Origin of the sequence: Streptomyces sp. NBC_01460, assembly GCF_036227405.1 — a bacterium.
Classification (GTDB): Bacteria; Actinomycetota; Actinomycetes; order Streptomycetales; family Streptomycetaceae; genus Streptomyces.
In genome coordinates this window covers 2,086,785-2,113,517 of the sequence record NZ_CP109473.1, presented here as the reverse complement: position 1 = coordinate 2,113,517, position 26,733 = coordinate 2,086,785, and the positions used below count along the sequence as shown (strand labels likewise).

Genomic DNA, 26,733 nt, shown 5'->3' with positions numbered 1-26,733 from the left:
GACCCCGCACACGACGCGAGGCGCAGCCCGGACCGGGCTGCGCCTCTCCGCGTGAGCGGGGACAATCACCGCGTGGACGCCTCAGCCTCTCCCGCAGCCCCCGGCCCCGGCCCCGTGCCCGGGCTCCCGCCGGCCCCCGCCCGGGCCTCCCTGCTCCGTCGGCTCGCGGTCCCCGCCGGGGTCATGGCCGCCGTCGTCGGGGCCTTCGGCTACGTCGCCGCGGTCGACCCGAACGAGCCGGGTCACTACCCGGTCTGCCCCATGCTCCGGTTCACCGGCGTGTTCTGCCCCGGCTGCGGGGGTCTCCGCAGCGCGTACGCCTTCGCCCACGGGGACCTCACCACCGCGCTCGGCGCCAACGCCCTGGCCGTCGTCGGCTACGCCGTCTTCGCCGCGGTCTGGCTGCTCTGGACGGTCCGCGCGAGCCGGGGCAGGCCGATGCGGATCGGTCTCGCGCCCGTCCACTGGTGGGGCGTCGGCGCCGTCCTGCTGGTGTTCTCCGTGGTCAGGAACCTGCCCTTCGGCTCGGCGCTCGCGCCGTGAATGACCAGGGAGTGGGACGCGAGGCCGCCGGATGCGAGCCCTGAGCCCTCCTGCGGATACCATCGACATGGCTGATCCTGTTCCATCACCGCTTCGGAAGGGGGCCGCTCGCGTGAGTGTGCTCGACGAGATCATTGACGGCGTTCGCGCCGACCTCGCGGAGCGGCAGGCGCGCGTCAGCCTCGACGAGCTGAAGGAACGCGCCGCGCGCGCTCCCCAGGCCAAGGACGGAGTCGCCGCCCTGCGCGGCGAGGGTGTGACCGTCATCTGCGAGGTCAAGCGCTCCAGCCCCTCCAAGGGGGCCCTTGCCGCCATCGCCGACCCGGCCGCGCTCGCCGCGGACTACGAGGCCGGCGGGGCGTCCGTCATCTCGGTGCTCACCGAGGAGCGCCGCTTCGGCGGCTCGCTCGCCGACCTGGAGGCCGTCCGCGCCAAGGTCGACATCCCGGTCCTGCGCAAGGACTTCATCGTCACCTCGTACCAGCTGTGGGAGGCACGGGCCTACGGCGCCGACCTCGCCCTGCTGATCGTCGCCGCCCTCGACCAGGAGGCCCTCGTCTCGCTGATCGAGCGGGCCGAGTCGATCGGCCTCACGCCGATCGTCGAGGCGCACGACGAGGAGGAGGCGGAGCGCGCCGTGGACGCCGGAGCGAAGATCATCGGTGTCAACGCGCGCAACCTCAAGGACCTCAAGGTCGACCGTTCCACCTTCGAACGCGTCGCCCCCGAGATCCCCGACCACATCGTCAAGGTCGCCGAGTCCGGCGTCCGGGGCCCGCACGACCTCATCGCCTACGCCAACGCCGGCGCGGACGCGGTGCTCGTCGGAGAGTCCCTGGTCACCGGCCGCGACCCCCGGGCCGCCGTCGCCGACCTGGTCGCCGCGGGCGCCCACCCGGCGCTCCGGCACGGACGGGGCTGAACCGGCCCGTGTCCGCCGACCGTCCCACCGCCCGCATCCGGCCGGGCCTGCGCCCCGCCGGGGCGAGCGCCCGGGACCCGCACGCGCCGCTGGCGCGCGGCTGTCGCCCCCGCGGCTGCCGCGCGCCCGCCCGGCGTGTGCACGGCCGGCGCGTCCGGTACGTGATCGGCGACGAGCCCGGACAGGTCAACGGCATGCGATGGCGCACGGGGTCCGCGCCGTAGCGAGCCCCGGCCGTCGCCCCCCGTACAGGGGGATCCGCACGACCCACCGCACCGACCGCCCACCGGTCGGCGCGGCGCTCCGCCCACGGCGCATACGGTGACACCACCCGTTGCGATTCGAGGAGCACATCGCATGTCGTCCGACTTCTTCATCCCGGACCCCGAGGGTCTGATCCCCAGCGCCGAGGGGTACTTCGGCGCCTACGGCGGCAAGTTCATCCCGGAGGCGCTCGTCGCCGCCGTGGACGAGGTCGCCGTGGAGTACGACAAGGCCAAGGCGGACCCGGCCTTCGCCGTCGAGCTCAACCACCTCATGGTCGACTACACGGGCCGGCCCAGCGCGCTCACCGAGGTCGCGCGCTTCGCCGAGCACGCGGGGGGCGCCCGCGTCTTCCTCAAGCGCGAGGACCTCAACCACACCGGCTCGCACAAGATCAACAACGTGCTGGGCCAGGCCCTCCTCACCAAGCGCATGGGCAAGACCCGCATCATCGCGGAGACCGGGGCGGGCCAGCACGGCGTCGCCACCGCGACCGCCTGCGCCCTGTTCGGGCTCGAGTGCACCATCTACATGGGTGAGATCGACACCGAGCGGCAGGCCCTGAACGTCGCGCGGATGCGGATGCTCGGCGCCGAGGTCGTGGCCGTGAAGTCCGGCTCCAGGACCCTCAAGGACGCCATCAACGAGGCGTTCCGCGACTGGGTCGCCAACGTGGACCGCACCCACTACCTCTTCGGCACGGTCGCCGGGCCGCACCCCTTCCCGGCGATGGTCCGCGACTTCCACCGGGTGATCGGCGTCGAGGCCCGCCGCCAGATCCTGGAGCGGGCCGGCAGGCTTCCGGACGCCGCGGTCGCCTGTGTCGGCGGCGGATCCAACGCCATCGGACTCTTCCACGCCTTCATCCCCGACGAGGGCGTCCGCCTCATCGGCTGCGAACCGGCCGGCCACGGGGTCGAGACCGGCGAGCACGCGGCGACCCTGACCGCGGGCGAGCCCGGGATCCTGCACGGCTCACGCAGCTACGTCCTCCAGGACGACGAGGGCCAGATCACCGAGCCCTACTCCATCTCCGCGGGGCTCGACTACCCCGGCATCGGCCCGGAGCACGCCTACCTCAAGGACGTCGGCCGCGGCGAGTACCGCGCGGTCACCGACGACGCCGCCATGCAGGCGCTGCGCCTCCTCTCCCGCACCGAGGGGATCATCCCGGCCATCGAGAGCGCGCACGCGCTGGCCGGGGCCCTGGAGGTCGGACGGGAGCTCGGCGAGGACGGCCTGATCCTGATCAACCTGTCCGGCCGCGGCGACAAGGACATGGACACGGCGGCGCGCTACTTCGGGCTGTACGACGGCGCCGACGCCGTCGTCGAGGCCGACGTGGCCGACGGAGAGGAAGAGGTCACCAAGTGAGCGGCAACCGAGAGCTTCTCGAATCGACGCTGGCCCGGGCGGCATCCGAGGACCGGGCGGCGCTCATCGCCTACCTGCCCGGAGGCTTCCCGACCGTCGACGGCGGCATCGAGGCCGTCAAGGCCGCCGTCGCCGGCGGCGCCGACGTCATCGAGGTGGGCCTCCCGCACAGCGACCCGGTGCTCGACGGACCGGTCATCCAGACCGCCGACGACATCGCGCTGCGCGGCGGGGTCAGGATCGCCGACATCATGCGCACGGTCCGGGAGACGCACGAGGCCACCGGCGCGCCGATCCTCGTCATGACGTACTGGAACCCGATCGACCGGTACGGCGTGGAGCGCTTCACCGCCGAGCTCGCCGACGCGGGCGGCGCCGGGTGCATCCTGCCCGACCTGCCCGTCCAGGAGTCGGGACTGTGGAGGGAGCACGCCGAGAAGCACTCCCTCGCCACCGTCTTCGTCGTCGCCCCCAGCAGCCAGGACGCACGCCTCGCCACGATCACCTCGGCGGGCTCCGGCTTCGTCTACGCCTCCTCGCTGATGGGGGTCACCGGCACCCGCGAATCGGTCGGTGAGCAGGCCCAGGACCTGGTGCGGCGCACCAAGGCCACCACGGACCTGCCGGTCTGCGTCGGCATCGGCGTCTCCACCGCCGAGCACGCCCGGCAGGTCGCCGGCTTCGCCGACGGGGTGATCGTCGGTTCCGCCTTCGTCAAGCGGATGCTCGACGCGCCCGACGAGGCCGCGGGTCTCGCCGCCGTCCGCGCCCTCGCGGGCGAACTGGCCGAAGGCGTTCGAAAGCGCTGACAGCCGTCGTCATCCGTACGGGTGGACCTGGGACCGGGGAGGCGCTCACGCACCTCCCCGGTTCGTTTGCGCGGTGTGAGCGAGAAGAACCGAGACCGAAGCAGAGCCGCGCGCGACCGGCTCGTCCAGCAGCGTGAGCAGGACCGGGCGCGCGAGCGCCGCCGCCGCACGCTGATCGTCGCGACCGCCGTGGTGGGGGTGCTGGCGCTCGCCGCCGTGATCGGCGTGATCGCCGCCAACGCCGGGAAGAACGACAAGGACAGCGAGGCCGGGCCCGCCGTCACCCCGTCCGGGGCGATGGGGGAGGACGGCCTCGCCCTCCAGGTCGGGGCCGACGACGCACCGTCCACGCTCACGATCTGGGAGGACTTCCGCTGCCCGGTCTGCGCCCAGTTCGAGAACGCCTTCCGCGACACGATCACGGAGCTCGCGGACAGCGGGCAGCTCAAGGTGGAGTACCACCTGGCCACGATCATCGACGGCAACCTCGGCGGCAGCGGCTCCCTGCGCGCGGCCAACGCGGCCGCCTGCGCCCAGGACGTCGGCAAGTTCGCCCCGTACCACGACGTCCTCTACCGCAACCAGCCCGCCGAGACCGACGACGCCTTCGGCGACAACAGCAAGCTGATCGACCTGGCCGGCAAGGTCGACGGCCTGGACACCCCCGCCTTCCGCAGCTGCGTGGAGGACGGCACGCACGACAGCTGGGTCGAGAAGTCCAACAAGGCGTTCGGCGAGGGCGGCTTCCAGGGGACCCCCACGGCGCTGCTCAACGGCGAGTCGATCTTCCCGAAGAAGGGGAACGAGCAGATCTCCGAGGCCACCATCAAGAAGTGGGTGGCGGAGGCGAACAAGGGCAAGAAGCCGGGCACCGTCGGGGCCACACCGTCGAAGTCCTAGGCGCGGGGACGCACCCCTGCGGGTACTCCGCAGGGGGTCCCGTTACCCAGAAGTTGCCGGACGGCTTGCCGTACGTCCCGTCCGGCAGGGTAGCGTCGACCCCGTCATGAACCTTGCCTTCATTCCCAGCCCGTCGACCGGCGTGATCGAGCTCGGCCCGATCCCGCTCCGCGGCTACGCGTTCTGCATCATCATCGGTGTCTTCGTCGCCGTCTGGTTCGGCAACAAGCGCTGGATCGCCAGGGGCGGCAAAGCCGGCACCGTCGCCGACATCGCCGTCTGGGCCGTGCCCTTCGGCCTGGTCGGCGGCAGGCTCTACCACGTCATCACCGACTACCAGCTGTACTTCAGCGACGGTGAGGACTGGGTGGACGCCTTCAAGATCTGGGAGGGCGGCCTCGGTATCTGGGGCGCGATCGCTCTCGGCGCGGTCGGCGCCTGGATCGGCTGCCGCCGGCGCGGGATCCCGCTCCCGGCCTGGGCGGACGCGCTGGCCCCCGGCATCGCCTTCGCCCAGGCGATCGGGCGCTGGGGCAACTGGTTCAACCAGGAGCTGTACGGCAAGCCGACGGACGTGCCCTGGGCGCTGAAGATCAGCGAGGGCACGAACCGCGTCCAGGGCACCTACCACCCGACGTTCCTGTACGAGTCCCTGTGGTGCGTCGGCGTGGCGCTCCTGGTCATCTGGGCCGACCGCCGCTTCAAGCTCGGACACGGGCGGGCCTTCGCGCTGTACGTCGCGGCGTACTGCGCGGGCCGCGGCTGGATCGAGTACATGCGTGTCGACGAGGCGCACCACGTGCTGGGCCTCCGCCTCAACGTGTGGACCGCGATCGTCGTGTTCGTCCTCGCCGTGACGTACATCGTGATCTCGGCGAAGGTGCGCCCCGGCCGCGAGGAGATCGTCGAACCCGCCGCCGTGGACGCGACCGGGGACGGCGAGAAGACCGGCCCCACCGACGGGACGGCCGAATCCACCGACGAGGCCACCGGCCCCGACACCGACGAGGCCACCGAGGACATCACCCCGGAGGCGGAGGCCCCGGAGGCCGACGGGACCCCGCAGAAGGCCGACCGGAGCTGACACCCCGCAGACCCGCCGAAGGGGCCGCCGGACCACAGAGGTCCGGCGGCCCCTTCGCATGTGCGCCGGCCTCAGCGGCGGCCGGCCAGCGAGAGCGTGCGCCGCGCGGTCGCCACCACAGCCGCGTCGACGAACCGCCCGTCCGGAAGGGCCTGTGCCCCCGCCTCGGCCCGGGACGCCTCCAGGATCTGCTCCGCCGCCTCGACCTCACGCGCCGTGGGACGGAAGGCGCGTTCGATGACCGGCAGCTGCCGGGGGTGGATCGCCGCCCGGCCGAGCAGACCGAGATCCCTCCCGTGGGCGCACGACGACCGGAGCCCCGACAGGTCACGGACGTCGGGGTACACCGACATCACGGGCGGGTCCAGTCCGGCCGCCCGCGCCGCGATCACCACCCGGCTGCGCGGCCAGTCGAGCCCCGCGTCGCCCCGCACCCCCAGATCCGCACGGAGATCCGCCTCGCCCAGCGCGACTCCCCGTACGGCGTGATGTGCCCCGGCGATCGAGTAGGCGTGCTCGATCGCCAGCGCCGACTCCAGCAGCGGATACAGCGGCACCCCGGGCGCCAGGGCCGCGACGTGGTGCACCGACGCGGCATGGGTGATCTTGGGGAGCCGCATCCCGGACAGTCCCGGCAGCCCCGCCAGCGCCTTCACGTCGTCCTCGCCGTGGACCCGGACGTGGACCGGCACCGCCCCGGGGTCCGTGGTGACCGGGTCGGAGAGGAGCTCGGCCGTCGCCGACCGGGCGTACTCCTTGCGGTCCGGGGCGACCGCGTCCTCCAGGTCGACGATCACCACGTGCGCGCCCGAGCCGAGCGCCTTGCGGACCACCCCGGGCCGGTCGCCGGGAACGTACAGCCAGGTCAGCGCGACCGCCGGGCCGGTCACAGCGCGCCCTCGTCCCGCAGTGCCGCGATCACCGGGGCGGTGAGGCCCAGCTCACCCAGGATCTCCTCGGTGTCCGCTCCGTGCGGCCTCCCGGCCCAGCGGATCGCCCCCGGTGTCTCCGAGAGCCGGAAGAGCACGTTCTGCATCCGCAGCGGCCCCAGCTCGGGGTCGTCGACCTCGGTGATCGTGCCCAGCGCCCGGTACTGGGGATCCTCCATCACGTCCCGTACGTCCTGGATCGGAGCGATCGCCGCCTCGGCCTTCTCGAACGCGTCCACCGCCTCCTCCCGGGTGCGCCGGGCGATCCAGTGGCCCACCGCCTCGTCCAGCTCGTCGGCGTGCTCGGCGCGGGTGCTCCCCGCGGAGAACCACGGCTCCTCGATCAGCTCGGGGCGGCCCACCAGCCGCATCACGCGCTCCGCGACCGACTGGGCGGAGGTCGAGACGGCGACCCAGTGGCCGTCCGCGGTCCGGTAGGTGTTGCGCGGGGCGTTGTTGCGGGAGCGGTTGCCGGTCCGCGGCTGGACGTATCCGAGCTGGTCGTACCAGAGCGGCTGCGGTCCCAGCACGGTCAGGATCGGCTCGATGATCGCCATGTCCACCACCTGCCCGCCGCCGGTCCGGTCGCGTCCGGCCAGCGCCGTCATCACCGCGTACGCCGTCGCGAGCGCCGCGATCGAGTCGGCGAGCCCGAACGGCGGCAGGGTCGGCGGCCCGTCCGGCTCCCCGGTCACGGCGGCGAAGCCGCTCATCGCCTCGGCGAGCGTGCCGAAGCCGGGCCGGTGCGCGTAGGGGCCCGACTGGCCGAAGCCCGTGACCCGGGCGAGCACCAGCCGCGGGTTCACGGCGCGCAGCTCCTCCCAGCCCAGCCCCCAGCGCTCCAGCGTGCCGGGCCGGAAGTTCTCGACGATCACGTCGGTCTCCGCGGCCAGCCGCAGCAGCACGTCCCTGCCGCCCGGGGAGGAGAGGTCCAGGGTCAGCGTGCGTTTGTTGCGGCCGAGCAGCTTCCACCACAGGCCGATCCCGTCCTTCGAAGGGCCGTGCCCGCGTGAGGGATCGGGTTTGCGCGGGTGCTCGACCTTGATGACCTCGGCCCCGAAGTCCCCCAGCATGGTGGCCGCGAGCGGCCCGGCGAAGAGGGTGGCGAGGTCCAGGACCCGCAGGCCGGAGAGCGGAGCCGTCGGCCCCGTGGGAGTCGTCGCGGGAGTGCTCATGCGGCATCGATCTCGCTGCGGTAGGGCATGGACGTCGACGCGCCGTGACGCTGCACGCAGAGGGCCGCCGCCGAGGACGCCCAGCCCAGTGCCTCGGGGACGGACCTGCCCTCGCCGAGCGCCACGGCGAGCGTGCCGACGAAGGTGTCACCGGCGCCGGTCGTGTCGACGGCGGTGACCTCGGGTGCCGGGAAGAGGACCGGTGGTTCACCGCCCCGGGCCACGTACAGGCAGCCCTTCCCGCCGAGCGTGATCACGACCTCGGGGACCTGCTGGAGCAGGACCTCCGCGGCCGCGTGCGGTTCCGCCTGCCCGGTGAGCCGGGCGGCCTCGTGCTCGTTCGGGATCAGCAGGTCGACGGAGTCCAGGAGGCCGGGCGGCAGCGGCTGGACGGGGGAGGGGGTGAGGATCGTCCGTACCCCGTGGGCCTTCGCCGTCCGCGCCGCCTCGGTCACCGCCGACAGCGGGAGTTCCAGCTGGAGGAGCAGCAGCCCGGCCGCGGCCACGGCCGCCCTCTCGCCCGGCCCGAGCGCGGTCACCGTGCCGTTCGCGCCGGGAACCACCACGATCGCGTTGGACCCCTCGTCGTCGACGACGATGTGCGCGGTGCCGCTGGGCCCCGCGACGGTGTGCAGCAGATCGGTGTCCACGCCGGCGTGCTCCAGATTCGTCCGGAGCAGCGAGCCGTACTCGTCGGTGCCGACCGCGCCGATCATCACGACCTCGCCCCCCGCGCGGGCCGCGGCGACGGCCTGGTTGGCGCCCTTGCCGCCGGGGACGGTCCTGAACTCCCGTCCGGTGATGGTCTCCCCGCGCCCGGGTGCCCGGTCGACGTAGGCGACCAGGTCCATGTTGGTGCTGCCGAGCACCGCGATCGCTGTCATGGGCGGTGTACCTCCTGATAGGTCAGTTCCGCGAGGGTGTCGAAGCCGACGGAGCCGAAGCCGGCGACGGAGGTGGCGAGACGGTTCTTGAGGGGGGCGGTCCAGCGGTCGGGCAGCGCGGCGGCGCGCCCGGCCAGCAGGCCCGCGAGCGAACCGGCCGTCGCGCCGTTGGAGTCGGTGTCCCAGCCACCGGAGACCGCGCAGCCGATGGAGCGTGAGAAGTCGCCCTCCGCGTGGGTGAGGGCGGCGGCGAGCAGCGCCGCGTTGGGCAGGACGTGCACCCAGTGGTGGGTGGACCCGTAGGTCTCGTGGAGCAGGTCCACCACCGTGTCGAAGTCCCGTCCCGCGCGGGCCGTCCCGATGCCCAGCCGTACCGCCCGCGCGTACCGGGAGCGGGGCGGCACCACACGGAGCCCTGCCGCGAGACAGCCGTGCACATCCGTCGCGCCGCCCGCGGCCTCGGCGAGGGCGGCGGCGGTGAACATCGCCCCGTACACCCCGTTGGCCGTGTGGGTGAGGACCGCGTCCCGGTGGGCCTGCGCGGCGGCGGCCCCCGGGTCGCCCGGGTGCGTCCAGCCGTGCACGTCGGCCCGGATCTGCGCGCCGATCCACTCCCGGAAGGGGTTGCGCCGGCGGGCCGTGGCCGGGGGCTCGACGCCGTCGAGCAGATTGCGGTACGCGACGCGTTCGGCGGTGAAGACACGGCCCGCCGGAAGCTCGTCCAGCCAGAGGCGGGCCACGTCCGACGTGCTGAAGTCCCGGCCGCACCGCTGGAGCAGCAGCACCGTCAGGAGCGGGTAGTTGAGGTCGTCGTCCTCCGGCATCCCGTCGATGTTCTCGGCGAGGGAGGTGGGCGCCGAGCGGCGGTTCCACGGGTGGGCGGCGGCCAGGCCGGCCGGCACGCCCCGGGCGGTGAACCACGTGGTAAGCGGCCAGTTCCCGGTGGCACGGGCCAGGGCACGGATACCCGCCAGCGGCAGCTTCTCGACCGGCTTGCCGAGCAGGCAGCCGGCGGCCCGGCCCAGCCAGGCCGCGTGCAGACGGTCGCTGTCGAGGGACACCGGAGCACCGGGCGGCGCCGGCCAGCGCGGGCAGGCGGCCCGGATCGCGGGCAGTTCCGTCGGCTCGTCCCCCTCCAACGGGCTCTCCAGGATGTCGAGTTCGTCCAGGAGTCGTTCGGCCAGGGCGCGCAGCCGGGCCGGGGCGGCCGGTTCCGAGGCCCCGGCACGCCCGGGGGCCGGGGCGCCGCCCGCCGCGTACCAGCGCTGTCCGATGTCCCCGGTGTCCCGGCCGTCCTGCGCGGCCTGACGCAGCTCGTGACCCACCAGGTCCTCGGGCTGGACCCAGGTCAGGCGGAGGGTCACCGGCCCTCGCCGGCCAGCTCGGCGAACGCCGCCTCGTGCGTGCGCCGCCGCGCGGTGTCCTGCGCGAAGACCTCACGGGCGACCTCCGCCAGGGCCCGTGCCGGGGCGTGCAGATCGAGACGGCTGGCCTCGGCCACCGTCTTCACCCAGTCGACGGGGATGGCCTGCTCGCCGTGGAGCGCGCCCGCGAGCGCCCCGCTCATCGTGGCGATCGAGTCGCAGTCGCGGCCGTAGTTGACCGAGCCGAGCACCGTGCGACGGTAGTCGCCACCCCCGACGAGCAGCATGCCGAGCGCGACCGGCAGCTCCTCGATGGAGTGGAGCCGGGACGGCCGCCGGGCACCCAGCGAGGGGTCCCGGTAGTGGGGTCCCACCGTGTCGAACGGGGCGACGGCGGCGCGCAGCGGCACCAGGGCGGACTCGAAGTCGCTGTGGCGGGAGGCCACTTCGCACACCGACTCGATTGCCGACCGGGTGCCGTCCTTGGCCAGGGCCAGAGCCGCTTCGACGACGGAACCGGGCGTGGCGCCCGGGACGCACGCGGCGGCGACGGCGCCGGCCAGCACCCCCGCCGCCTCCCTGCCGTACGAGGACTGGTGCGCCCCCGCCACGTCCAGCGCCTCCGCGTACGCGGCCTCCGGGTGGGCGGCGTTCACCAGGCCGACCGGGGCCATGTACATCGCGGCCCCGCAGTTGACGACGTTCCCCGAACCCGCCTCGCGGGGGTCGGCGTGCCCGTAGTGCAGCCGTGTGACGATCCACTTCTCGGCGAGGAAGATCCGCTGCAGGGGGAGCGCCTCGGCCTCCAGCTCCGGGATCCAGCGGGGGCGTGACATCAGGTCGGGTACGAGGTGGTCGGCCACCGCGTACGCGTCGAGATGGCCACGTACGGTCTCGTAGACCCGGACCAGGGCATGGGTCATCAGGGTGTCGTCGGTGACGTGCCCGTCGCCCTTGTGGTACGGGGCGATCGGGCGTGCCGTGCGCCAGTCGTCGCCGTACCAGGGGCCGACGACGCCGGTCACCCGGCCGCCGTGGCGCTCCGTGATCTGCTCGGGCGTCCAGCCCTCGACGGGACCGCCGAGCGCGTCCCCGACGGCCGCGCCGACGAGCGCTCCGGTGACGCGTTCATCCAGGGTGAGCGTCGTGGTGGTCGTGCCGGCCGCGAGCGGTTCGGATGTTTTGTGTGCCATGCCGGAATTGTCCACCCGGGGTGGCCGGTTCCGTGGCTGCGAGCAGCCCGGCGAGTTCGATGAGATCCGTCCCGGCGAGCCGGGGCAGCGCGCACCCGGCCAGCGTGCGGCAGGCCTCCCGCCAGCCCGCCGGCACGGTCACCGAACCACCCAGTGCACCGGTCAGCGCCCCGGCCAGGGCGGGCGCGGAGTCCGCGACCCGGGAGAGACAGGCCGCGGCGGGGACGGCCTGCGCGATCTCGCCCCGGGCGGCCGTCGCCAACGCCAGGGCCACCGGCACGGTCTCGGCGGCGGCGATCCCGTAGCTGTAGACGTGGTCGACGATCTGGTGCTCCAGCACGGGGACGAGCGCGAAGGCGCCCGCCGCCTCACCGGCGAACTCGCGGGCCAGCCGCACGGCGTGGACCGCGTTCCGGGCGATCTCCGTGCCGTCGGGCAGCTGGGCGAGCGCGGCGTCCACCGCCGCGTCCACGTCCGCGCCCGCCAGCGCCTCGGAGACCGCGGCGGCGACGGCGCGCGCGCCGTGCACCCCGTCACCGTCCTGGGTGTACCGGGCGTCGAACTCGGCGAGCCCGGCCGCGGCCGCCGGGTCGCCCGGGTGCACGACCGCGAGCACGGCGGCCCGCACGCAGGCCGCGTCGTCGAAGTAGTGCGGATTGTCGTGGCCGGTGGCGGGCGGGCGCAGCCCGGCGGCGAGATTGCCGAGCCCGGCGCGCACGGAGATCCGGGCCCGGAGCGGGAGGACGGCCGACTCGACCTCGGGAGCCCTGGCGCTCGCCGCCGCCACCTTCGCGGCCAGCGCGTTCCACGCCCGGTCGACCGCGTCCCGCATCCGGTGGCCGGGGGAGAGGTCCGGCGCGTGGTCGGCGGCGGCGGCCAGCACCGTGCGTGCGGCGAACGCCGCCCATTCGGCGTCGTCGGACGGGCCGAGCCGCAGCGGTTCCGGCGGCTGGTTGAGCGCGATCGGCACGGGCAGCGTCGTCGTCGCGTTCTGCTCCGCGAAGGTGTCCAGCTCCCGGGTCAGCCGCCTCGTCCATTCGGGCATCCGCGCGGCCCGGTGGCGCGCGGCCGGCCACCCGGCGGCGTCGCCGGCCGCCAGCCCGAGCAGCAGGCCCTCGATCCTGGTCCGCCTGTCCAGGGTGTCGCGGCCACCGGCGGCAGGTTCCGCCGTGATCCGGATGGCCAGGTGCGGGGCGGGTTCCGCCGGTGCGGTGGGCGCGCCCCGGGAGGCGCGGTCACCGGTCACCGGGCGTCCTGCCGTGCGCCGGACACGGGGGTGCCGGCGGCGGGCCCGGTGCGGGCAGGCGCGTGCCAGGCGGGTGGCTGCCCGCCGGACGGCTGCCCGCCGGACGGCGGACCGGACATCTCGTGCCGCGGGGAGCAGGGCGCGGCGGCGGGCTCCCGGCCCGTCACCGGCGGGGTGCCCGGTGGCTCCTCCCCGTCGTCCGGGGTCAGGAGCTCCGCGATGTCCAGGACGTGGTAGCCCCGCATCGACGGCAGGCAACTGCCCCGCACCGGGCCGATCGCCGCCGCCCACTCCCGGGGGATCGCCGCCGCCCCGTGCAGGGCGCCGGCCAGTGCCCCCGCCACGGCCGCGGTCGTGTCGGCGTCCCGGCCCATGTTCACGGCCGTGAGCACCGCCGCGCGGAAGTCGCCGCGCGCCACCGTGAGCGCGCCGAAGGCCAGGCCCACCGCCTCCGGCGCCAGATCCGTCCAGGGGTAGCCGCCGATCACCACGGCGGAGCGGACCGCGCGCTCCGCCGTCAGCCGGTCCGGGTACGAGCGCTGCGCGGCGGAGACCGCGCGGCGCAGGGATCGGGCCGTCCAGGAGTCCATCGGCACGACCGAGAGCGCGGCGGCGATCACGGAGGCGAGCCCCGCCCCCACCATCGCGGCCGCCACCCCCGCCGCGACCGCCTGGCCGCCGTAGATGCCCTCGCCGTCATGGCTGACCCGCCCGTCCACGGCCACCAGACGGGCGGCCTCCGCGGGCCGGCCCGCGGCGAACACCCCGAAGGGTGCCGCCCGCATCGCGAGACCGTCGCTCCAGGCGTGCCGGTGCTGGGCCGAGATCGGTGCGGCGAGACCGCGCCGCAGGTTCTCCAGGGTGCCGCGCTCGCTGAAACCGGCACCCCGGAAGGGGCCCTCGTCGAGATCGGCGATCCAGTGGTGCCAGGCCCGTTCGACATGCGAGACGGTGAGCGCCGAACCGTGCCTGGCCAGCAGCAGCCCGGAGAAGATCGCGTACTCGGTGTCGTCGGTCCCCGCCGGATCGTCGCTGACGAAGCCCTCGATGCGGCCCCAGCGGCGGCGGATCTCGGAGGGGCGCAGGTTCTCGGCCGGGGCGCCGAGGGCGTCCCCCACCGCGAGCCCCAGCAACGCCCCCCGCGCCCGGTCACCCGTGTCCGCCGCCGGGCTGTCCGCCATGAGCTCCATCGTCTCGACCCTTCGCTCCCACCCGGAACAACCGGATGTGCGAGGTTTCCCCGATCGGGACGAAGAGAGGCCCCTATTTCGTACAAATCGTCCGGCCGGGTGAGGCTCCGGCAGTAGGTAAGTTCGGCCTTCCTTGCTGGCGGGAGCCGTTTTTCGTGCGTACTTTCGACGGTGCGGGGCGGGAGAAGTCCACGGGGTCCGCTCCCGGAAATGGGGAGAGCTGTGTCCATCATCGAGACCGACGCCGTCCTGCACGAGGCCCACCGCGACAACCACACCCACCGTGACGTCAACGGCGGCTGGCTGCGGCCCGCGGTGTTCGGCGCCATGGACGGCCTCGTCTCCAACCTCGCCCTGATGACCGGCGTCGCCGGGGGCTCGGTCTCCCAGCAGACCATCGTCATCACGGGCCTGGCCGGGCTGGCCGCCGGAGCGTTCTCCATGGCCGCCGGGGAGTACACCTCCGTCGCCTCGCAGCGTGAGCTCGTCGAGGCCGAGCTCGACGTCGAGCGACGTGAGCTGCGCAAACACCCCAAGGACGAGATGGAGGAGCTCGCCGCGCTCTACGAGTCCCGCGGCGTCGAGCCCGCCCTCGCCCGGGAGGTCGCCCGGCAGCTCTCCACGGACCCGGAGCAGGCCCTGGAGATACACGCCCGCGAGGAGCTGGGCATCGACCCGTCCGACCTGCCCTCACCGCTCGTCGCCGCCGTGTCCTCCTTCGGCGCCTTCGCGCTCGGCGCCCTGCTGCCCGTCCTGCCCTACCTGCTCGGCGCCGACGCGATGTGGCCCGCCGTGCTGCTCGCCCTGGCCGGCCTGTTCGGCTGCGGCGCGGTGGTCGCCCGGGTGACGGCACGCACCTGGTGGTTCAGCGGACTGCGGCAGCTCGTGCTCGGCGGGGCAGCGGCCGCGATCACGTACGCTCTGGGCACGCTCTTCGGCGTCGCCGCAGGCTGAGGCCCCGACAGGGCGTCCGCGGCGCCCCGGCCCCGGCGGCCGGGACTTCCCGGGCGCCCCGCGGTGTTGCACGGGTGTGACGTACGTCTTGACGCACGTCACTGGGCCTACGGGGTAGGCCCGCCGTAAAGTGAGACGCTATGCAGCGCTACACATAAGTAGCCGTTACTCGGCGGTTTCGATTCCATGACCGCCGGGCAAGAGCCGTAGACACTCGCGGGCAACGACGCCTGCACTCTGCGGTCTCCCCCGGGCAGTGATCCACACGGGTCCTTCCGATCGTGACCCACCGCACCACGACTCCGTGGTGTCCGCATGGTGGAACGGACTATTCGCTTTTTGAGAAGCGTTCCATCATGTAACCTGCACGAAATTTCGCAGAGGGCCAGCGTCGTCCCTCGGCACAGCACATGCCACGACGACGACGGGAGAGCCGATGCGTTCCGACGCCTGGTCGCCCATGGACGGTCGCCCTGTCCAGCAGGGGATGTACGACCCCCGTAACGAGCACGACGCCTGTGGCGTCGGGTTCGTGGCCACTCTGACCGGTGTGGCCAGCCATGAGCTGGTCGAGCAGGCGCTGACCGTACTGCGCAACCTCGAACACCGCGGCGCCACAGGATCCGAGCCCGACTCGGGTGACGGCGCCGGCATTCTCCTGCAGGTCCCGGACGCCTTCCTCCGTGAAGAGGTCGCGTTCGAGCTCCCCGAGGCCGGCTCCTACGCCGTCGGCATCGCCTTCCTGCCCGCGGACGACTCCACCGACTCCGTGAAGCAGATCGAGAAGATCGCCGCCGAAGAGGGCCTCGACGTCCTCGGCTGGCGCCAGGTCCCGGTCACGCCGGACATCCTCGGCAACGGCGCCCGCGCCGTCATGCCCGAGTTCCGCCAGCTGATCGTCGCCGACGGCACCAGCACCGGCATCGCGCTGGACCGCAAGGCCTTCGTCCTGCGCAAGCGCGCCGAGCGTGAGGCCGGCGTGTACTTCCCGTCGCTCTCCGCACGCACGATCGTCTACAAGGGCATGCTCACCACCGGGCAGCTGGAGCCGTTCTTCCCGGACCTCTCCGACCGCCGCTTCGCCACCACGGTCGCCCTGGTCCACTCCCGCTTCTCCACCAATACCTTCCCCAGCTGGCCGCTCGCCCACCCGTACCGCTTCGTCGCGCACAACGGCGAGATCAACACGGTCAAGGGCAACCGCAACTGGATGAAGGCCCGCGAGTCCCAGCTCGCGTCCAGCCTCTTCGGCGACGCACAGCTCGACCGGATCTTCCCCGTCTGCACCCCGGACGCCTCCGACTCCGCCTCCTTCGACGAGGTCCTGGAGCTGCTCCACCTCGGCGGCCGCTCGCTGCCGCACTCGGTGCTGATGATGGTCCCCGAGGCGTGGGAGAACCACGCGTCCATGGACCCCGCCCGCCGCGCCTTCTACCAGTACCACTCCACGATGATGGAGCCCTGGGACGGCCCGGCCTGCGTCACCTTCACCGACGGCACCCAGGTCGGCGCGGTCCTCGACCGCAACGGTCTGCGCCCCGGCCGCTACTGGGTCACCGACGACGGCCTCGTCGTCCTCTCCTCCGAGGTCGGCGTCCTGGACATCGACCCCGCCAAGGTCGTCCGCAAGGGCCGCCTCCAGCCCGGCAAGATGTTCCTCGTCGACACCGCCGAGCACCGCATCGTCGAGGACGACGAGATCAAGGCGTCCCTGGCCGCCGAGAACCCGTACCAGGAGTGGCTGGAAACCGGCGAGATCGAGCTCGAGGACCTCCCCGAGCGCGAGCACATCGTCCACACCCACGCCTCGGTCACCCGCCGCCAGCAGACCTTCGGCTACACCGAGGAAGAGCTCCGCGTCCTCCTCGCCCCGATGGCCCGCACCGCCGGCGAGCCCCTCGGCTCCATGGGCACCGACTCGCCGATCGCCGCGCTCTCCGAGCGCCCCCGGCTGCTCTTCGACTACTTCACCCAGCTGTTCGCCCAGGTCACCAACCCGCCGCTGGACGCCATCCGCGAGGAGCTCGTCACCTCGCTGCGCTCCACCCTCGGCCCCCAGGGCAACATCCTGGAGCCGTCGCCGGCCGCGTGCCGCGCCGTCACGCTGCCCTTCCCGGTGATCGACAACGACGAGCTGGCCAAGCTCATACACATCAACGCCGACGGCGACATGCCGGGAATGAAGGCCGCCACCCTGGCCGGCCTCTACCGCGTCAGCGGCGGCGGCGAGGCCCTCGCGGCCCGCATCGAGCAGATCTGCACCGAGGTAGACGCCGCCATAGAGGACGGCGCCCGCCTCATCGTCCTGTCCGACCGGCACTCCGACGCCGAGCACGCGCCGATCCCGTCGCTGCTGCTCACCTCGGCCGTCCACCACCACCTCATCCGCACCAAGCAGCGCACCCAGGTGGGCCTGCTGGTCGAGGCCGGAGACGTCCGCGAGGTCCACCACGTCGCGCTCCTCATCGGTTACGGCGCCGCCGCCGTCAACCCGTACCTCGCCATGGAGTCCGTCGAGGACCTCGTCCGCGCCGGTACGTTCATCGAGGGCATCGACGCCGAGCTGGCCATCCGCAACCTGATCTACGCCCTCGGCAAGGGCGTCCTGAAGGTCATGTCCAAGATGGGCATCTCGACCGTCGCGTCCTACCGCGGCGCCCAGGTCTTCGAGGCCGTCGGCCTGGACGAGGCCTTCGTCGCCCAGTACTTCAACGGCACCGCCACCAAGATCGGCGGCGCCGGACTCGACGTCGTCGCCAAGGAGGTCGCCGCCCGGCACACCAAGGCGTACCCCGCCTCCGGCATCTCCGCCTCGCACCGCGCGCTGGAGATCGGCGGCGAGTACCAGTGGCGCCGCGAGGGCGAGCCGCACCTCTTCGACCCCGAGACGGTCTTCCGCCTCCAGCACGCCACCCGCAACCGCCGGTACGACATCTTCAAGAAGTACACCGGCCGGGTCAACGAGCAGTCCGAGCGCCTCATGACGCTCCGCGGCCTGTTCGGCTTCAAGAGCGGCCGCGAGCCGATCTCCATCGACGAGGTCGAGTCCGCAGCCGACATCGTCAAGCGCTTCTCCACCGGCGCCATGTCGTACGGCTCCATCTCCCAGGAGGCGCACGAGACCCTCGCCATCGCCATGAACCAGCTGGGCGGCAAGTCCAACACCGGTGAGGGCGGTGAGGACGCCGAGCGTCTCTACGACCCGGCACGCCGCTCGTCCATCAAGCAGGTCGCCTCCGGCCGCTTCGGTGTGACCAGCGAGTACCTGGTCAACGCGGACGACATCCAGATCAAGATGGCCCAGGGCGCGAAGCCCGGCGAGGGCGGCCAGCTGCCCGGCCACAAGGTCTACCCGTGGGTCGCCAAGACCCGGCACTCCACCCCGGGTGTCGGCCTGATCTCGCCCCCGCCGCACCACGACATCTACTCCATCGAGGACCTGGCTCAGCTGATCCACGACCTCAAGAACGCCAACCCGGCGGCCCGCATCCACGTGAAGCTGGTCTCCGAGGTCGGCGTGGGCACGGTCGCCGCGGGTGTCTCCAAGGCCCACGCGGACGTCGTCCTCATCTCCGGCCACGACGGCGGAACGGGCGCCTCGCCGCTCACCTCGCTCAAGCACGCGGGCGGCCCCTGGGAGCTCGGCCTCGCCGAGACCCAGCAGACCCTGCTGCTCAACGGCCTGCGCGACCGCATCGTCGTCCAGACCGACGGCCAGCTCAAGACCGGCCGCGACGTCGTCATCGCCGCACTGCTGGGCGCCGAGGAGTTCGGTTTCGCTACCGCGCCGCTCGTCGTCTCCGGCTGCGTCATGATGCGCGTCTGCCACCTCGACACCTGCCCGGTCGGCATCGCCACCCAGAACCCCGTCCTGCGCGAGCGGTTCTCCGGCAAGGCCGAGTACATCGTCAACTTCTTCGAGTTCATCGCCGAAGAGGTCCGCGAGATCCTCGCCGAGCTCGGCTTCCGCACGATCGAGGAGGCCGTCGGCCACGCCGAACTCCTCGACACCGAGCGGGCCGTCACCCACTGGAAGGCACAGGGCCTCGACCTCGCGCCCCTCTTCTACGTGCCCGAGCTCGCCGACGACGCGGTGCGCCACCGCGTCAACGAGCAGGACCACGGACTGGCCAAGGCCCTCGACAACGAGCTGATCAAGCTCGCCGCCGACGCCCTGGACGCCGACAGCGCCGAGGCGGCCCAGCCCGTCCGCGCGCAGATCGCCATCCGCAACATCAACCGGACCGTCGGCACCATGCTCGGTCACGAGGTGACCAAGAAGTTCGGCGGCGCGGGCCTGCCCGACGACACCATCGACATCACCTTCACCGGCTCCGCGGGCCAGTCGTTCGGCGCGTTCGTGCCGCGCGGCGTGACGCTGCGCCTCGAGGGCGACGCCAACGACTACGTCGGCAAGGGCCTCTCCGGCGGCCGCGTCATCGTCCGCCCGGACCGCGGCGCCGACCACCTCGCCGAGTACTCCACCATCGCCGGCAACACCATCGGCTACGGTGCGACCGGCGGCGAGCTGTTCCTCCGCGGCCGGACCGGCGAGCGCTTCTGCGTCCGCAACTCCGGTGCCACGGTCGTCTCGGAAGGCGTGGGCGACCACGGCTGCGAGTACATGACCGGCGGTCACGCGGTCGTCCTCGGCGAGACCGGGCGCAACTTCGCCGCGGGCATGTCCGGCGGCATCGCGTACGTCATCGACCTCGACCTCGACAACGTCAACACCGGCAACGTCGGCGCCGTCGAGACCCTCGACGACACCGACAAGCAGTGGCTGCACGACGTCGTGCGCCGCCACCAGGAGGAGACCGGATCCACGGTCGCCGAGAAGCTGCTGACCGACTGGGACACCGCGGTCGCCCGCTTCAGCAAGATCATCCCGTCCACCTACAAGGCAGTGCTCGCCGCCAAGGACGCCGCTGAGCTCGCCGGTCTCTCCGAGCAGGAGACCACCGAGAAGATGATGGAGGCGGCGACCAATGGCTGACCCCAAGGGCTTCCTGACCACCGGACGCGAGGTCGCCCAGACCCGCCCCGTCGGTGAGCGCGTCAAGGACTGGAACGAGGTCTACGTTCCGGGCTCGCTGCTCCCGATCATCAGCAAGCAGGCCGGCCGCTGCATGGACTGCGGCATCCCGTTCTGCCACAACGGCTGTCCGCTCGGAAACCTCATCCCCGAGTGGAACGACTACGCCTACCGCGAGGACTGGTCGGCGGCGTCCGAGCGCCTGCACGCCACGAACAACTTCCCGGAGTTCACGGGCCGCCTGTGCCCCGCTCCGTGCGAGTCGGCGTGCGTCCTCGGCATCAACCAGCCGGCCGTCACCATCAAGAACGTCGAAGTCAGCATCATCGACAAGGCGTGGGACAGCGGCGACGTCACCCCGCAGCCGCCCGAGCGGCTCTCCGGCAAGACCGTCGCCGTCATCGGCTCGGGCCCGGCGGGTCTCGCCGCCGCCCAGCAGCTGACCCGGGCCGGCCACACCGTCGCCGTCTTCGAGCGCGCGGACCGCATCGGAGGACTCCTCCGCTACGGCATCCCCGAGTTCAAGATGGAGAAGTCCCACATCAACCGCCGCATCGAGCAGATGCGCGCGGAAGGCACCAAGTTCCGCACGGAGGTGGAGATCGGCAAGGACATCGACGCCGCCAAGCTCCGCCGCCGCTACGACGCGGTCGTCATCGCCGCCGGTGCCACCGTCTCCCGCGACCTGCCCGCCCCGGGCCGTGAGCTGAACGGCATCCACTTCGCCATGGAGTACCTGCCGCTCGCCAACAAGGTGCAGGAGGGCGACCTGACGGTCTCCCCGATCACCGCCGAGGGCAAGCACGTCGTCGTCATCGGCGGCGGCGACACCGGCGCCGACTGCGTCGGCACCGCCCACCGGCAGGGCGCGGCCTCCGTCACCCAGCTGGAGATCATGCCGCAGCCGGGCGCGGACCGTAACGCCAACCAGCCCTGGCCGACCTTCCCCATGCTCTACAAGGTCACCTCCGCGCACGAGGAGGGCGGCGAGCGGCTCTACTCCGTCTCCACCACCCACTTCGAGGGCGACGAGGACGGCAACGTCCAGTCGCTCCACCTCATCGAGGTGGAGTTCAAGGACGGCAAGCTGGAGCAGAAGGCCGGCACCGAGCGGGTCATCCCGGCCCAGCTCGTCACCCTGGCCATGGGCTTCACCGGCACCGACCAGGCCAACGGCCTCGTCCAGCAGTTCGGCCTCGACCTCGACGAGCGCGGCAACATCGCGCGCGACGAGAACTACGCGACCAACGTCGACGGCGTCTACGTCGCCGGTGACGCGGGCCGCGGCCAGTCCCTCATCGTCTGGGCCATCGCCGAGGGCCGCTCCGCGGCACGCGGCGTGGACCGCTTCCTGACCGGGACCAGTGCCCTGCACGCCCCGATCCGCCCGACGGACCGTTCCCTGATGGTCTGACCACGGCACACAGACGTCCCGTACAACGGCGTACGGAACTGAACGCGGCGCTCGCCCCGTCCCCGACCGGACAAGGCGAGCGCCGCGGCGCGTCCGGGCCCGCGACGGCCCCCGCGCCCGGTCAGCCGACCAGCGCCAGCGCGCACACCGCGGCCAGGGTGCCCGTCACCGCGAGCACCAGACCGGTCCCCATGAACCGGCCCAACGCGATCCGCGTCCCCTGCCAGCGGCACCGCTCGAACCACAGCAGCGTCGCCAGCGACGCCCACGGAGTGACGAGCGGCCCCACATTGACGCCGACCAGCAGCGCCAGCAACTGCTGCTGATTCCCCACCGGCACGACCGCCTCGCCCGCCAGATACGCCGGCAGGTTGTTCAGGACGTTCGACAGCCCCGCCCCCACCGCCGCCGTCCGCAGCATCCCCACGAACCCGTCGTCCGTCCCGAGCAACGACTCCAGCAGCTCGTGCAGCCCGTGCGCGTCGACCGTCTCCACCACCAGGAACATCCCCGGGACCAGGACCAGCAGCCGCCACGGCACCAGCGACAGCCGCAGCTCCCGCCCGCGCCGCACCGCGAACGCCACCACGACCACCACCATCGCCGTCAGCGACGCAGACCAGAGCGGAACGTCCGCGACCAGGATCGCCAGCAGGAAGCCGGCACAGGCCACCGCGCAGATCCGCAGCAGCACCGGATCCTCGGGCACCGGAGCGCCCGGCGGGGTGTACCGGTCGGTGCCGCGCCGGCCGCGCCGCCAGTAGAAGACCCACAGGCACGCCGCCGTCACGGCGATCGCCGCCAGCTGGGGCAGCCACATCACCGCGGCGAGGCCGGACGGCGAGAGCGCCACCCGGTCCGCAGCCAGGAGATTGGTCAGATTCGAGACGGGCAGCAGCAGACTCGCGGTGTTGGCGAGCCACACCGTCGTCATCGCCAGCGGCACCGCGGCGATCCCCACCCGGCCGGCCAGCGCCAGCATCACCGGGGTCAGGAGCACCGCCGTGGTGTCCAGGTTCAGCGTGATCGTGGTGAGCGACGCGAACAGCACACAGAGGCCGAAGAGCAGCGGATACCGCCCCCGCCCCGCGCGCGCCACCCAGGCCGCCACCACGTCGAAGACCTGCGCACGGCCCGTCAGTTCGGCCATCACGATCACGGTGCCCAGGAACACCAGCAGCGGCCCGACGCGCCGCATCTCCGCGGCGGCGGGCTCCGGCGGCAGCAGCCCGGTCACCACCGCGAGCAGCCCCAGGACCAGCAGGACGCCCGCCAGCCAGTCGAGCGGGTGCAGCCGCCGGAGAAGGCCGCGCGGTCCCTCACCGGGCCCGCCGGCCCCGGGTTCCCCTGCCGGGAGATCTCTTGCCATGGGACGAATGATCCCAGAAGGCGGACTCACGCCGTGGACCGGCGAGTTCGCCGTCCCCCTCCCGGGAACGGAGGGGGACGGGGCCGGGCTCCGGGGCCTCAGCCGTCGGACAGTGTGCCTCCCAGGAGGGGCAGCAGGCGGTCCCAGTGACGCCGCAGCGCGGCAGGGTCGAAGGCGTCGGTGTCGGACATGGTGAAGCCGTGCACCGTGCCGGGGTAGACCTCGGAGGTCCAGTCGGCACCCGTCTTCTCCAGGGCCCGGTCGAGCTCGCCGAGGGACTCGGGCGTCATGTCGCCCTCGGCGTGCCCGAAGTGGACCTGGGCGGTCAGCCCGGCCAGGCCGCCGGGCCCGTCGGCGCCCACGGGAGCGTGGAACGCGGCGACGGCGGCCACCCGCCCGGGGTGGGCCGCGGCCGTGCGCACCGCGCAGAGCCCGCCGATGCAGTAGCCCGTCACCCCGACCGGTCCGCCGCCGACCTCGGGAAGGGCGTCGAGGAACCCGAGGTATGCCTCGGCATCGCTCAGGGTGCGTTCCGCCGTGTGCGCCTCGATCAAGGGCATCAGCCGGGCGAAGAGCGCCGGCCTGGCCTCCTTCCCGATGTGCTCGGGGAGCTCGACCACCGGTGCCGGGCCCTGCCGGTGGAAGAGGTTCGGGACGAGCACGTGGTACCCGTGTCCCGCCAGCTCGCGGGCCATGTCCCGCACCACGGGCCGGAGGCCGAAGCCGTCCGGGTACATCAGTACCCCCGGGTGCCGCTCACCGTCGTCGGGGAAGGCGGCGAAGGCGTCGGCCCGGCCGTCCGCGGTGGGAATGTGCAGGGTCCGTGTCTCGGTGCGCATGAGTTCTCCTGTCGTGGTCGACGTGTCGAGCTGGGGTCAGCACGACAGGAGGCGGAGCCCGCGCGGCGGCGTCGGGCCCTCGGTCACGGCGCGGGCCGGCGCGGGACCCTTCGTCACGGTGCGGGCCGGCGTCGGCCCGTACGGCGCTCAGGGGAGTGCCGGGTCACCGATCCGTGTGTGGCGCGAGGCCGTCCCGGTAGTCATCGCGCCACAACGTAGTCCACCGGTCAGGACCCGTGCCACCCCCGAAGTTCCCTCGGGCGCGATGCCCTTGTCAGGCCGCACCCGTCAGGGAGGCCGTCCGCGCGGCCACCACCGCGGCCAGCAGCACGACCAGGACCACCCCGCCGGCCAGCTGGGCCCCGGACGTCCGCAGCCTCGCCGGGGCGTACGCGAGCCCGTACGTCACCAGGCCGCCGGTCACCAGCCCGCCGAGGTGCCCCTCCCACGAGGTGAACACGGCGGAGATCACCATCCAGAGCAGGAACCCCGCCATGAAACGGTTGACCGGCCCCATGTCCCGGCCCAGACGACGGTTGATGACGTAGAAGGACGCCGCCAGGCCGAAGACCGCCCCCGACGCGCCGACCGCCGGTGTCTCCGGCGAGAGCAGGTACACCAGCACCGAACCGCCCACCGCGGACAGCAGGTACAGCGCGAGGTACCGCACCCGGCCGAGCTGGCCCTCCACGATCCGGCCCAGATTCCACAGGGCGAGCATGTTGAAGACCAGGTGCATCACGCCCAACGACGCGTCGGGCGGGAGATGCAGGAAGGCGCCCGTCAGCAGCCGGTACCACTCCCCGTCGGCCACCCCCGTCAGCTCGTAGCCGGGCGACGTCCAGCCGTCGTACACGTACAGCTTGCCGTTCCGCCCGACCAGCGCCGCCCCGAGCATCCCGAACCGGTCGACCGTCCCGGACCGCACGACCTCGACGACGTACGCCACGATGTTCAACGCCATCAGCACATACGTCACCACCGGCGTCGCGGCGTTCGGCACCTCGCCGCCGAACAGCGAGCGGGCCCGGCGGACCGAACGCTGACCCTCCTTCACGCACTCCACGCAGTGGTGCCCGACCGACGCCTCACGCATGCAGTCGGGACAGATGTACCGGTCGCAGCGCGTGCAGCGCACATACGCCTCGTACGAAGGGTGGCGATAACACGTGGTGGCGGCGGCCTCCATGGCCGGCTCCTTCATTCGTGGGCGGGGAGGAGGGCCGCCGGGGGCGGCGGCGCTCAAGATAGCGAACGCCCGCCGTGAGCGGCACACCCGGGTGCCGGGGCGTCCTGTGCCCGAAACCCCCACGCGACCAGGGCAGAAGCGACCCGCCCGGACCCCCGGGGGCCGGCCGAGCGCCCCGTCGGTGACGCGGGCTCCCTCCGCGCCGGGCCCCACTGATCGCCACAGGACGCCGCCCGATCCGGTGACGCCCCACGCATCACGACAGAAGGTGTCGTGATTACGGGGTTCGATGGGTCCCATGACACCGAACGTGACACCGAGCGCGTGGCAGGACTTCCACGCGGCGGAGCCCGCCCTCGCCGACACCGTGCGGAAGCGCTTCCAGCAGTACAAGCACCACGTCCTCGCGACCCTGCGCGCCGACGGCTCCCCCCGGGTCACCGGCCTGGAGGTGGAGTTCCGGATGGACGCGATGTGGTTCGGCATGATGCCGCACTCCCGCAAGGCGCTCGACCTGCGGCGCGACCCCCGCTTCGCGATCCAGGCCAACCCGGGGCCCGACGCGGAGATGGCCGACGGAGACATCCGTGTCTCCGGACGGGCCGTGGAGATCACCGACCCCGACGTGCTGGCCCGCTTCGTCGAGGAGGTGACACCGCCCGAGCCCTTCCTCCTCTTCCGCGCCGACCCCGCCGAGGTGGTCCGCACCGGGATCGACGGCGACGACCTCGTCGTGCAGGTCTGGCGGCCCGGCCACCCGGTGCGCACCCTGCGCCGGGGAGCCGACGACAGCCCCGTCCGCGAGGTCTGACGCCCTGACCTGGGGCCACGCGGTGCCCGGTGCCGCGTGGCCGGACGGACAATGGGGGAGTGCCTACCAAGAAGAAGCCCACGGCGACCTCCCGTCCCGGGCGCCGCCCCGAGCTGCTGGCCATCGCCGCAGAGGTCTTCGCCGCACAGGGGTACGACGCCACCACCGTCCGCGGGATCGCGGACGAGGCCGGGATGCTCGCCGGCAGCCTCTACCACCACTTCGATTCGAAGGAATCGATGGTCGACGAGATCCTCTCCGACTTCCTGGCCGGGCTGCGCACCGCGTACGACACCGTGCTCGACGCCGGACTCGGCCCCAGGGAGACCCTCGAAGCGCTGGTCACCGCGTCCCTCCACCACATCGGGCGCCACCGCGCCGCCGCCGCGATCTACCGCACGGAGGCCCCGCGCCTCGCCACCCGGCCCGGATTCCAGCACCTCGCCGACGCGCAGCCGGTGTTCGAGCGGGCCCTGACGCGCACGCTGGAGCGCGGCGTCGCCGACAAGGAGTTCCGCGCCGATCTGGACACCGGGCCCGCCGGGCGCCTCGTCCACGACGCGGTCTGGGGCACCGCCACCTGGCACCGGCCGGAAGGCGGGCCGGGCACGGGGGACGCACCGGATCCTGGGGAGGCACCCGACCCGGGGGACCTCGCACGCCCGTACCTCGCCCTCCTGCTGGACGGCCTCGCGCCCCGCGCCTGACCTCCGCACGGGTGGCCGGGGCCGGGCGGGGTGGCCGACGGGGCGGGGCCCGCCCGGCGGCACCTGATCGGCGTAACGCTGCCAGGAATCCGACCCCCCTCCGGGCAGGCATCCCGGGCCGGCGCCACTACGGCATCCGGGTGAAACGGACTCCCGAACGGCGGCGCCCGACACCAGGACGGCAGGCCCCGTGCCCTCCGCGGAAGATGAGATTCCGGCGCCCGTCGGGGCGGGCACGACCCTTGGGGGAACAGAGCGGGAAGCATCCGCGAACGATTTCGGAACCCGCCGTGAACAGCCTCCGCCACCACCCCGCCCGGCAGACTTTCCGGCGCGCCGACGCCGGTCCGATCTGCCGCCCGCCGACAGAACGTGCTACGGTTGCCGAGTTGCAGTTTTGGTACCCATGAACTTTATGTGCGCCTGACGGGAACCCTCCTCAGGCGCTTTATTGTTTTCCGGCTTTCTCCGGATGGGGCTCAATGCGGCGACTTGGAATTCGTAAAGTGCGGATTTCCGGCACTGCACCTCTTTTAGG

General features: G+C 72.8%; 22 protein-coding genes. 12 read left to right on the top strand and 10 right to left on the bottom strand.

The features are described from left to right. Positions 1-72: 72 nt before the first annotated feature. The 7 genes from OG488_RS09415 (at position 73) to lgt (ending at position 5,896) form a co-directional block, all read left to right on the top strand. Positions 73-543 (top strand): DUF2752 domain-containing protein, encoded by a 471-nt coding sequence (locus OG488_RS09415; RefSeq protein WP_329227704.1) that lies wholly within the window; start codon positions 73-75, stop codon positions 541-543. A 112-nt stretch (positions 544-655) separates the two neighbouring features. Further along, positions 656-1,465, top strand: a complete 810-nt coding sequence (trpC, locus tag OG488_RS09410) for an indole-3-glycerol phosphate synthase TrpC (protein ID WP_277334476.1) — start codon at positions 656-658, stop codon at positions 1,463-1,465. An 8-nt stretch (positions 1,466-1,473) separates the two neighbouring features. Further along, complete coding sequence (gene trpM / locus OG488_RS09405; RefSeq protein ID WP_403911404.1) at positions 1,474-1,689, top strand: tryptophan biosynthesis modulator TrpM; 216 nt, start codon at positions 1,474-1,476, stop codon at positions 1,687-1,689. A 133-nt stretch (positions 1,690-1,822) separates the two neighbouring features. Continuing rightward, the gene (trpB, locus tag OG488_RS09400; RefSeq protein WP_329227702.1) at positions 1,823-3,103 is read left to right on the top strand and encodes a tryptophan synthase subunit beta; all 1,281 of its coding nucleotides are present in this window, start codon (positions 1,823-1,825) and stop codon (positions 3,101-3,103) included. Further along, positions 3,100-3,912, top strand: coding sequence for a tryptophan synthase subunit alpha (gene trpA, locus OG488_RS09395; RefSeq protein WP_329227699.1), 813 nt, complete (start codon positions 3,100-3,102; stop codon positions 3,910-3,912). Before trpB ends, trpA begins: the two co-directional genes overlap by 4 nt. 75 nt (positions 3,913-3,987) lie before the next feature. Beyond that, on the top strand, positions 3,988-4,812 hold the full coding sequence (locus OG488_RS09390; protein WP_329227697.1) for a DsbA family protein: 825 nt from the start codon (positions 3,988-3,990) through the stop codon (positions 4,810-4,812). Between the two features lie 106 nt (positions 4,813-4,918). Further along, a complete protein-coding gene (gene lgt, locus OG488_RS09385) occupies positions 4,919-5,896 on the top strand; it encodes a prolipoprotein diacylglyceryl transferase (RefSeq protein WP_329227694.1) in 978 nt (325 codons plus the stop codon). A gap of 71 nt (positions 5,897-5,967) precedes the next feature. Here lgt and OG488_RS09380 read toward each other — a convergent pair whose 3' ends face one another. Genes OG488_RS09380 through OG488_RS09350 form a run of 7 tightly spaced genes read right to left on the bottom strand, consistent with a single transcriptional unit; the run spans position 5,968 to position 13,877 of the window. Next, positions 5,968-6,786, bottom strand: coding sequence for an HpcH/HpaI aldolase/citrate lyase family protein (locus tag OG488_RS09380; RefSeq protein WP_329227692.1), 819 nt, complete (start codon positions 6,784-6,786; stop codon positions 5,968-5,970). Beyond that, positions 6,783-8,000 (bottom strand): CaiB/BaiF CoA transferase family protein, encoded by a 1,218-nt coding sequence (locus OG488_RS09375; protein WP_329227690.1) that lies wholly within the window; start codon positions 7,998-8,000, stop codon positions 6,783-6,785. Before OG488_RS09375 ends, OG488_RS09380 begins: the two co-directional genes overlap by 4 nt. Continuing rightward, positions 7,997-8,884, bottom strand: a complete 888-nt coding sequence (gene rbsK / locus OG488_RS09370) for a ribokinase (RefSeq protein ID WP_329227687.1) — start codon at positions 8,882-8,884, stop codon at positions 7,997-7,999. The genes OG488_RS09375 and rbsK overlap by 4 nt, the downstream gene beginning before the upstream one ends. Next, a complete protein-coding gene (locus tag OG488_RS09365) occupies positions 8,881-10,248 on the bottom strand; it encodes an ADP-ribosylglycohydrolase family protein (RefSeq protein ID WP_329227685.1) in 1,368 nt (455 codons plus the stop codon). Before OG488_RS09365 ends, rbsK begins: the two co-directional genes overlap by 4 nt. Next, positions 10,245-11,441 carry an ADP-ribosylglycohydrolase family protein gene (locus OG488_RS09360; RefSeq protein WP_329227683.1) on the bottom strand — a complete coding sequence of 399 codons (1,197 nt, stop codon included), beginning with the start codon at positions 11,439-11,441 and terminating at the stop codon, positions 10,245-10,247. The genes OG488_RS09365 and OG488_RS09360 overlap by 4 nt, the downstream gene beginning before the upstream one ends. Then, complete coding sequence (locus tag OG488_RS09355; protein WP_405695651.1) at positions 11,377-12,687, bottom strand: ADP-ribosylglycohydrolase family protein; 1,311 nt, start codon at positions 12,685-12,687, stop codon at positions 11,377-11,379. The genes OG488_RS09360 and OG488_RS09355 overlap by 65 nt, the downstream gene beginning before the upstream one ends. After that, positions 12,684-13,877 carry an ADP-ribosylglycohydrolase family protein gene (locus OG488_RS09350; protein WP_329227681.1) on the bottom strand — a complete coding sequence of 398 codons (1,194 nt, stop codon included), beginning with the start codon at positions 13,875-13,877 and terminating at the stop codon, positions 12,684-12,686. Before OG488_RS09350 ends, OG488_RS09355 begins: the two co-directional genes overlap by 4 nt. A gap of 222 nt (positions 13,878-14,099) precedes the next feature. Here OG488_RS09350 and OG488_RS09345 point away from each other — a divergent pair, with 222 nt between their 5' ends. From OG488_RS09345 to OG488_RS09335, 3 genes are all read left to right on the top strand, one after another. Further along, on the top strand, positions 14,100-14,831 hold the full coding sequence (locus OG488_RS09345) for a VIT1/CCC1 transporter family protein (protein WP_329227680.1): 732 nt from the start codon (positions 14,100-14,102) through the stop codon (positions 14,829-14,831). A 436-nt stretch (positions 14,832-15,267) separates the two neighbouring features. Next, entirely contained in the window at positions 15,268-19,827 is a 4,560-nt protein-coding gene (gene gltB, locus OG488_RS09340) for a glutamate synthase large subunit (protein ID WP_329227679.1), read from the top strand. Beyond that, entirely contained in the window at positions 19,820-21,280 is a 1,461-nt protein-coding gene (locus OG488_RS09335) for a glutamate synthase subunit beta (protein WP_329227677.1), read from the top strand. The genes gltB and OG488_RS09335 overlap by 8 nt, the downstream gene beginning before the upstream one ends. A gap of 121 nt (positions 21,281-21,401) precedes the next feature. Here the strand turns inward: OG488_RS09335 and OG488_RS09330 are convergent, their stop codons facing one another. The 3 genes from OG488_RS09330 to OG488_RS09320 form a co-directional block, all read right to left on the bottom strand. Beyond that, positions 21,402-22,649 (bottom strand): SLC13 family permease, encoded by a 1,248-nt coding sequence (locus OG488_RS09330; protein WP_329227675.1) that lies wholly within the window; start codon positions 22,647-22,649, stop codon positions 21,402-21,404. Between the two features lie 98 nt (positions 22,650-22,747). After that, a complete protein-coding gene (locus OG488_RS09325; RefSeq protein ID WP_329227673.1) occupies positions 22,748-23,488 on the bottom strand; it encodes a dienelactone hydrolase family protein in 741 nt (246 codons plus the stop codon). Between the two features lie 274 nt (positions 23,489-23,762). Then, positions 23,763-24,677 carry a rhomboid family intramembrane serine protease gene (locus OG488_RS09320; RefSeq protein ID WP_329227671.1) on the bottom strand — a complete coding sequence of 305 codons (915 nt, stop codon included), beginning with the start codon at positions 24,675-24,677 and terminating at the stop codon, positions 23,763-23,765. Positions 24,678-24,975: 298 nt separating this feature from the next. Between OG488_RS09320 and OG488_RS09315 the strand changes: the two genes are divergently transcribed. Beyond that, complete coding sequence (locus OG488_RS09315; RefSeq protein ID WP_329227668.1) at positions 24,976-25,488, top strand: pyridoxamine 5'-phosphate oxidase family protein; 513 nt, start codon at positions 24,976-24,978, stop codon at positions 25,486-25,488. Between the two features lie 59 nt (positions 25,489-25,547). Then, entirely contained in the window at positions 25,548-26,195 is a 648-nt protein-coding gene (locus OG488_RS09310; RefSeq protein WP_329227667.1) for a TetR/AcrR family transcriptional regulator, read from the top strand. Positions 26,196-26,733 lie beyond the last annotated feature (538 nt).

Coding starts and splice junctions, on each gene's coding strand:
- OG488_RS09350 (WP_329227681.1), bottom strand. CDS start 13,877: ATGGAGCTCATGGCGGACAGCCCGGCGGCGGACACGGGTGACCGGGCG.
- OG488_RS09320 (WP_329227671.1), bottom strand. CDS start 24,677: ATGGAGGCCGCCGCCACCACGTGTTATCGCCACCCTTCGTACGAGGCG.
- OG488_RS09325 (WP_329227673.1), bottom strand. CDS start 23,488: ATGCGCACCGAGACACGGACCCTGCACATTCCCACCGCGGACGGCCGG.
- OG488_RS09330 (WP_329227675.1), bottom strand. CDS start 22,649: ATGGCAAGAGATCTCCCGGCAGGGGAACCCGGGGCCGGCGGGCCCGGT.
- rbsK (WP_329227687.1), bottom strand. CDS start 8,884: ATGACAGCGATCGCGGTGCTCGGCAGCACCAACATGGACCTGGTCGCC.
- OG488_RS09335 (WP_329227677.1), top strand. CDS start 19,820: ATGGCTGACCCCAAGGGCTTCCTGACCACCGGACGCGAGGTCGCCCAG.
- OG488_RS09360 (WP_329227683.1), bottom strand. CDS start 11,441: ATGGCACACAAAACATCCGAACCGCTCGCGGCCGGCACGACCACCACG.
- lgt (WP_329227694.1), top strand. CDS start 4,919: ATGAACCTTGCCTTCATTCCCAGCCCGTCGACCGGCGTGATCGAGCTC.
- OG488_RS09375 (WP_329227690.1), bottom strand. CDS start 8,000: ATGAGCACTCCCGCGACGACTCCCACGGGGCCGACGGCTCCGCTCTCC.
- gltB (WP_329227679.1), top strand. CDS start 15,268: ATGCGTTCCGACGCCTGGTCGCCCATGGACGGTCGCCCTGTCCAGCAG.
- trpB (WP_329227702.1), top strand. CDS start 1,823: ATGTCGTCCGACTTCTTCATCCCGGACCCCGAGGGTCTGATCCCCAGC.
- OG488_RS09315 (WP_329227668.1), top strand. CDS start 24,976: ATGACACCGAACGTGACACCGAGCGCGTGGCAGGACTTCCACGCGGCG.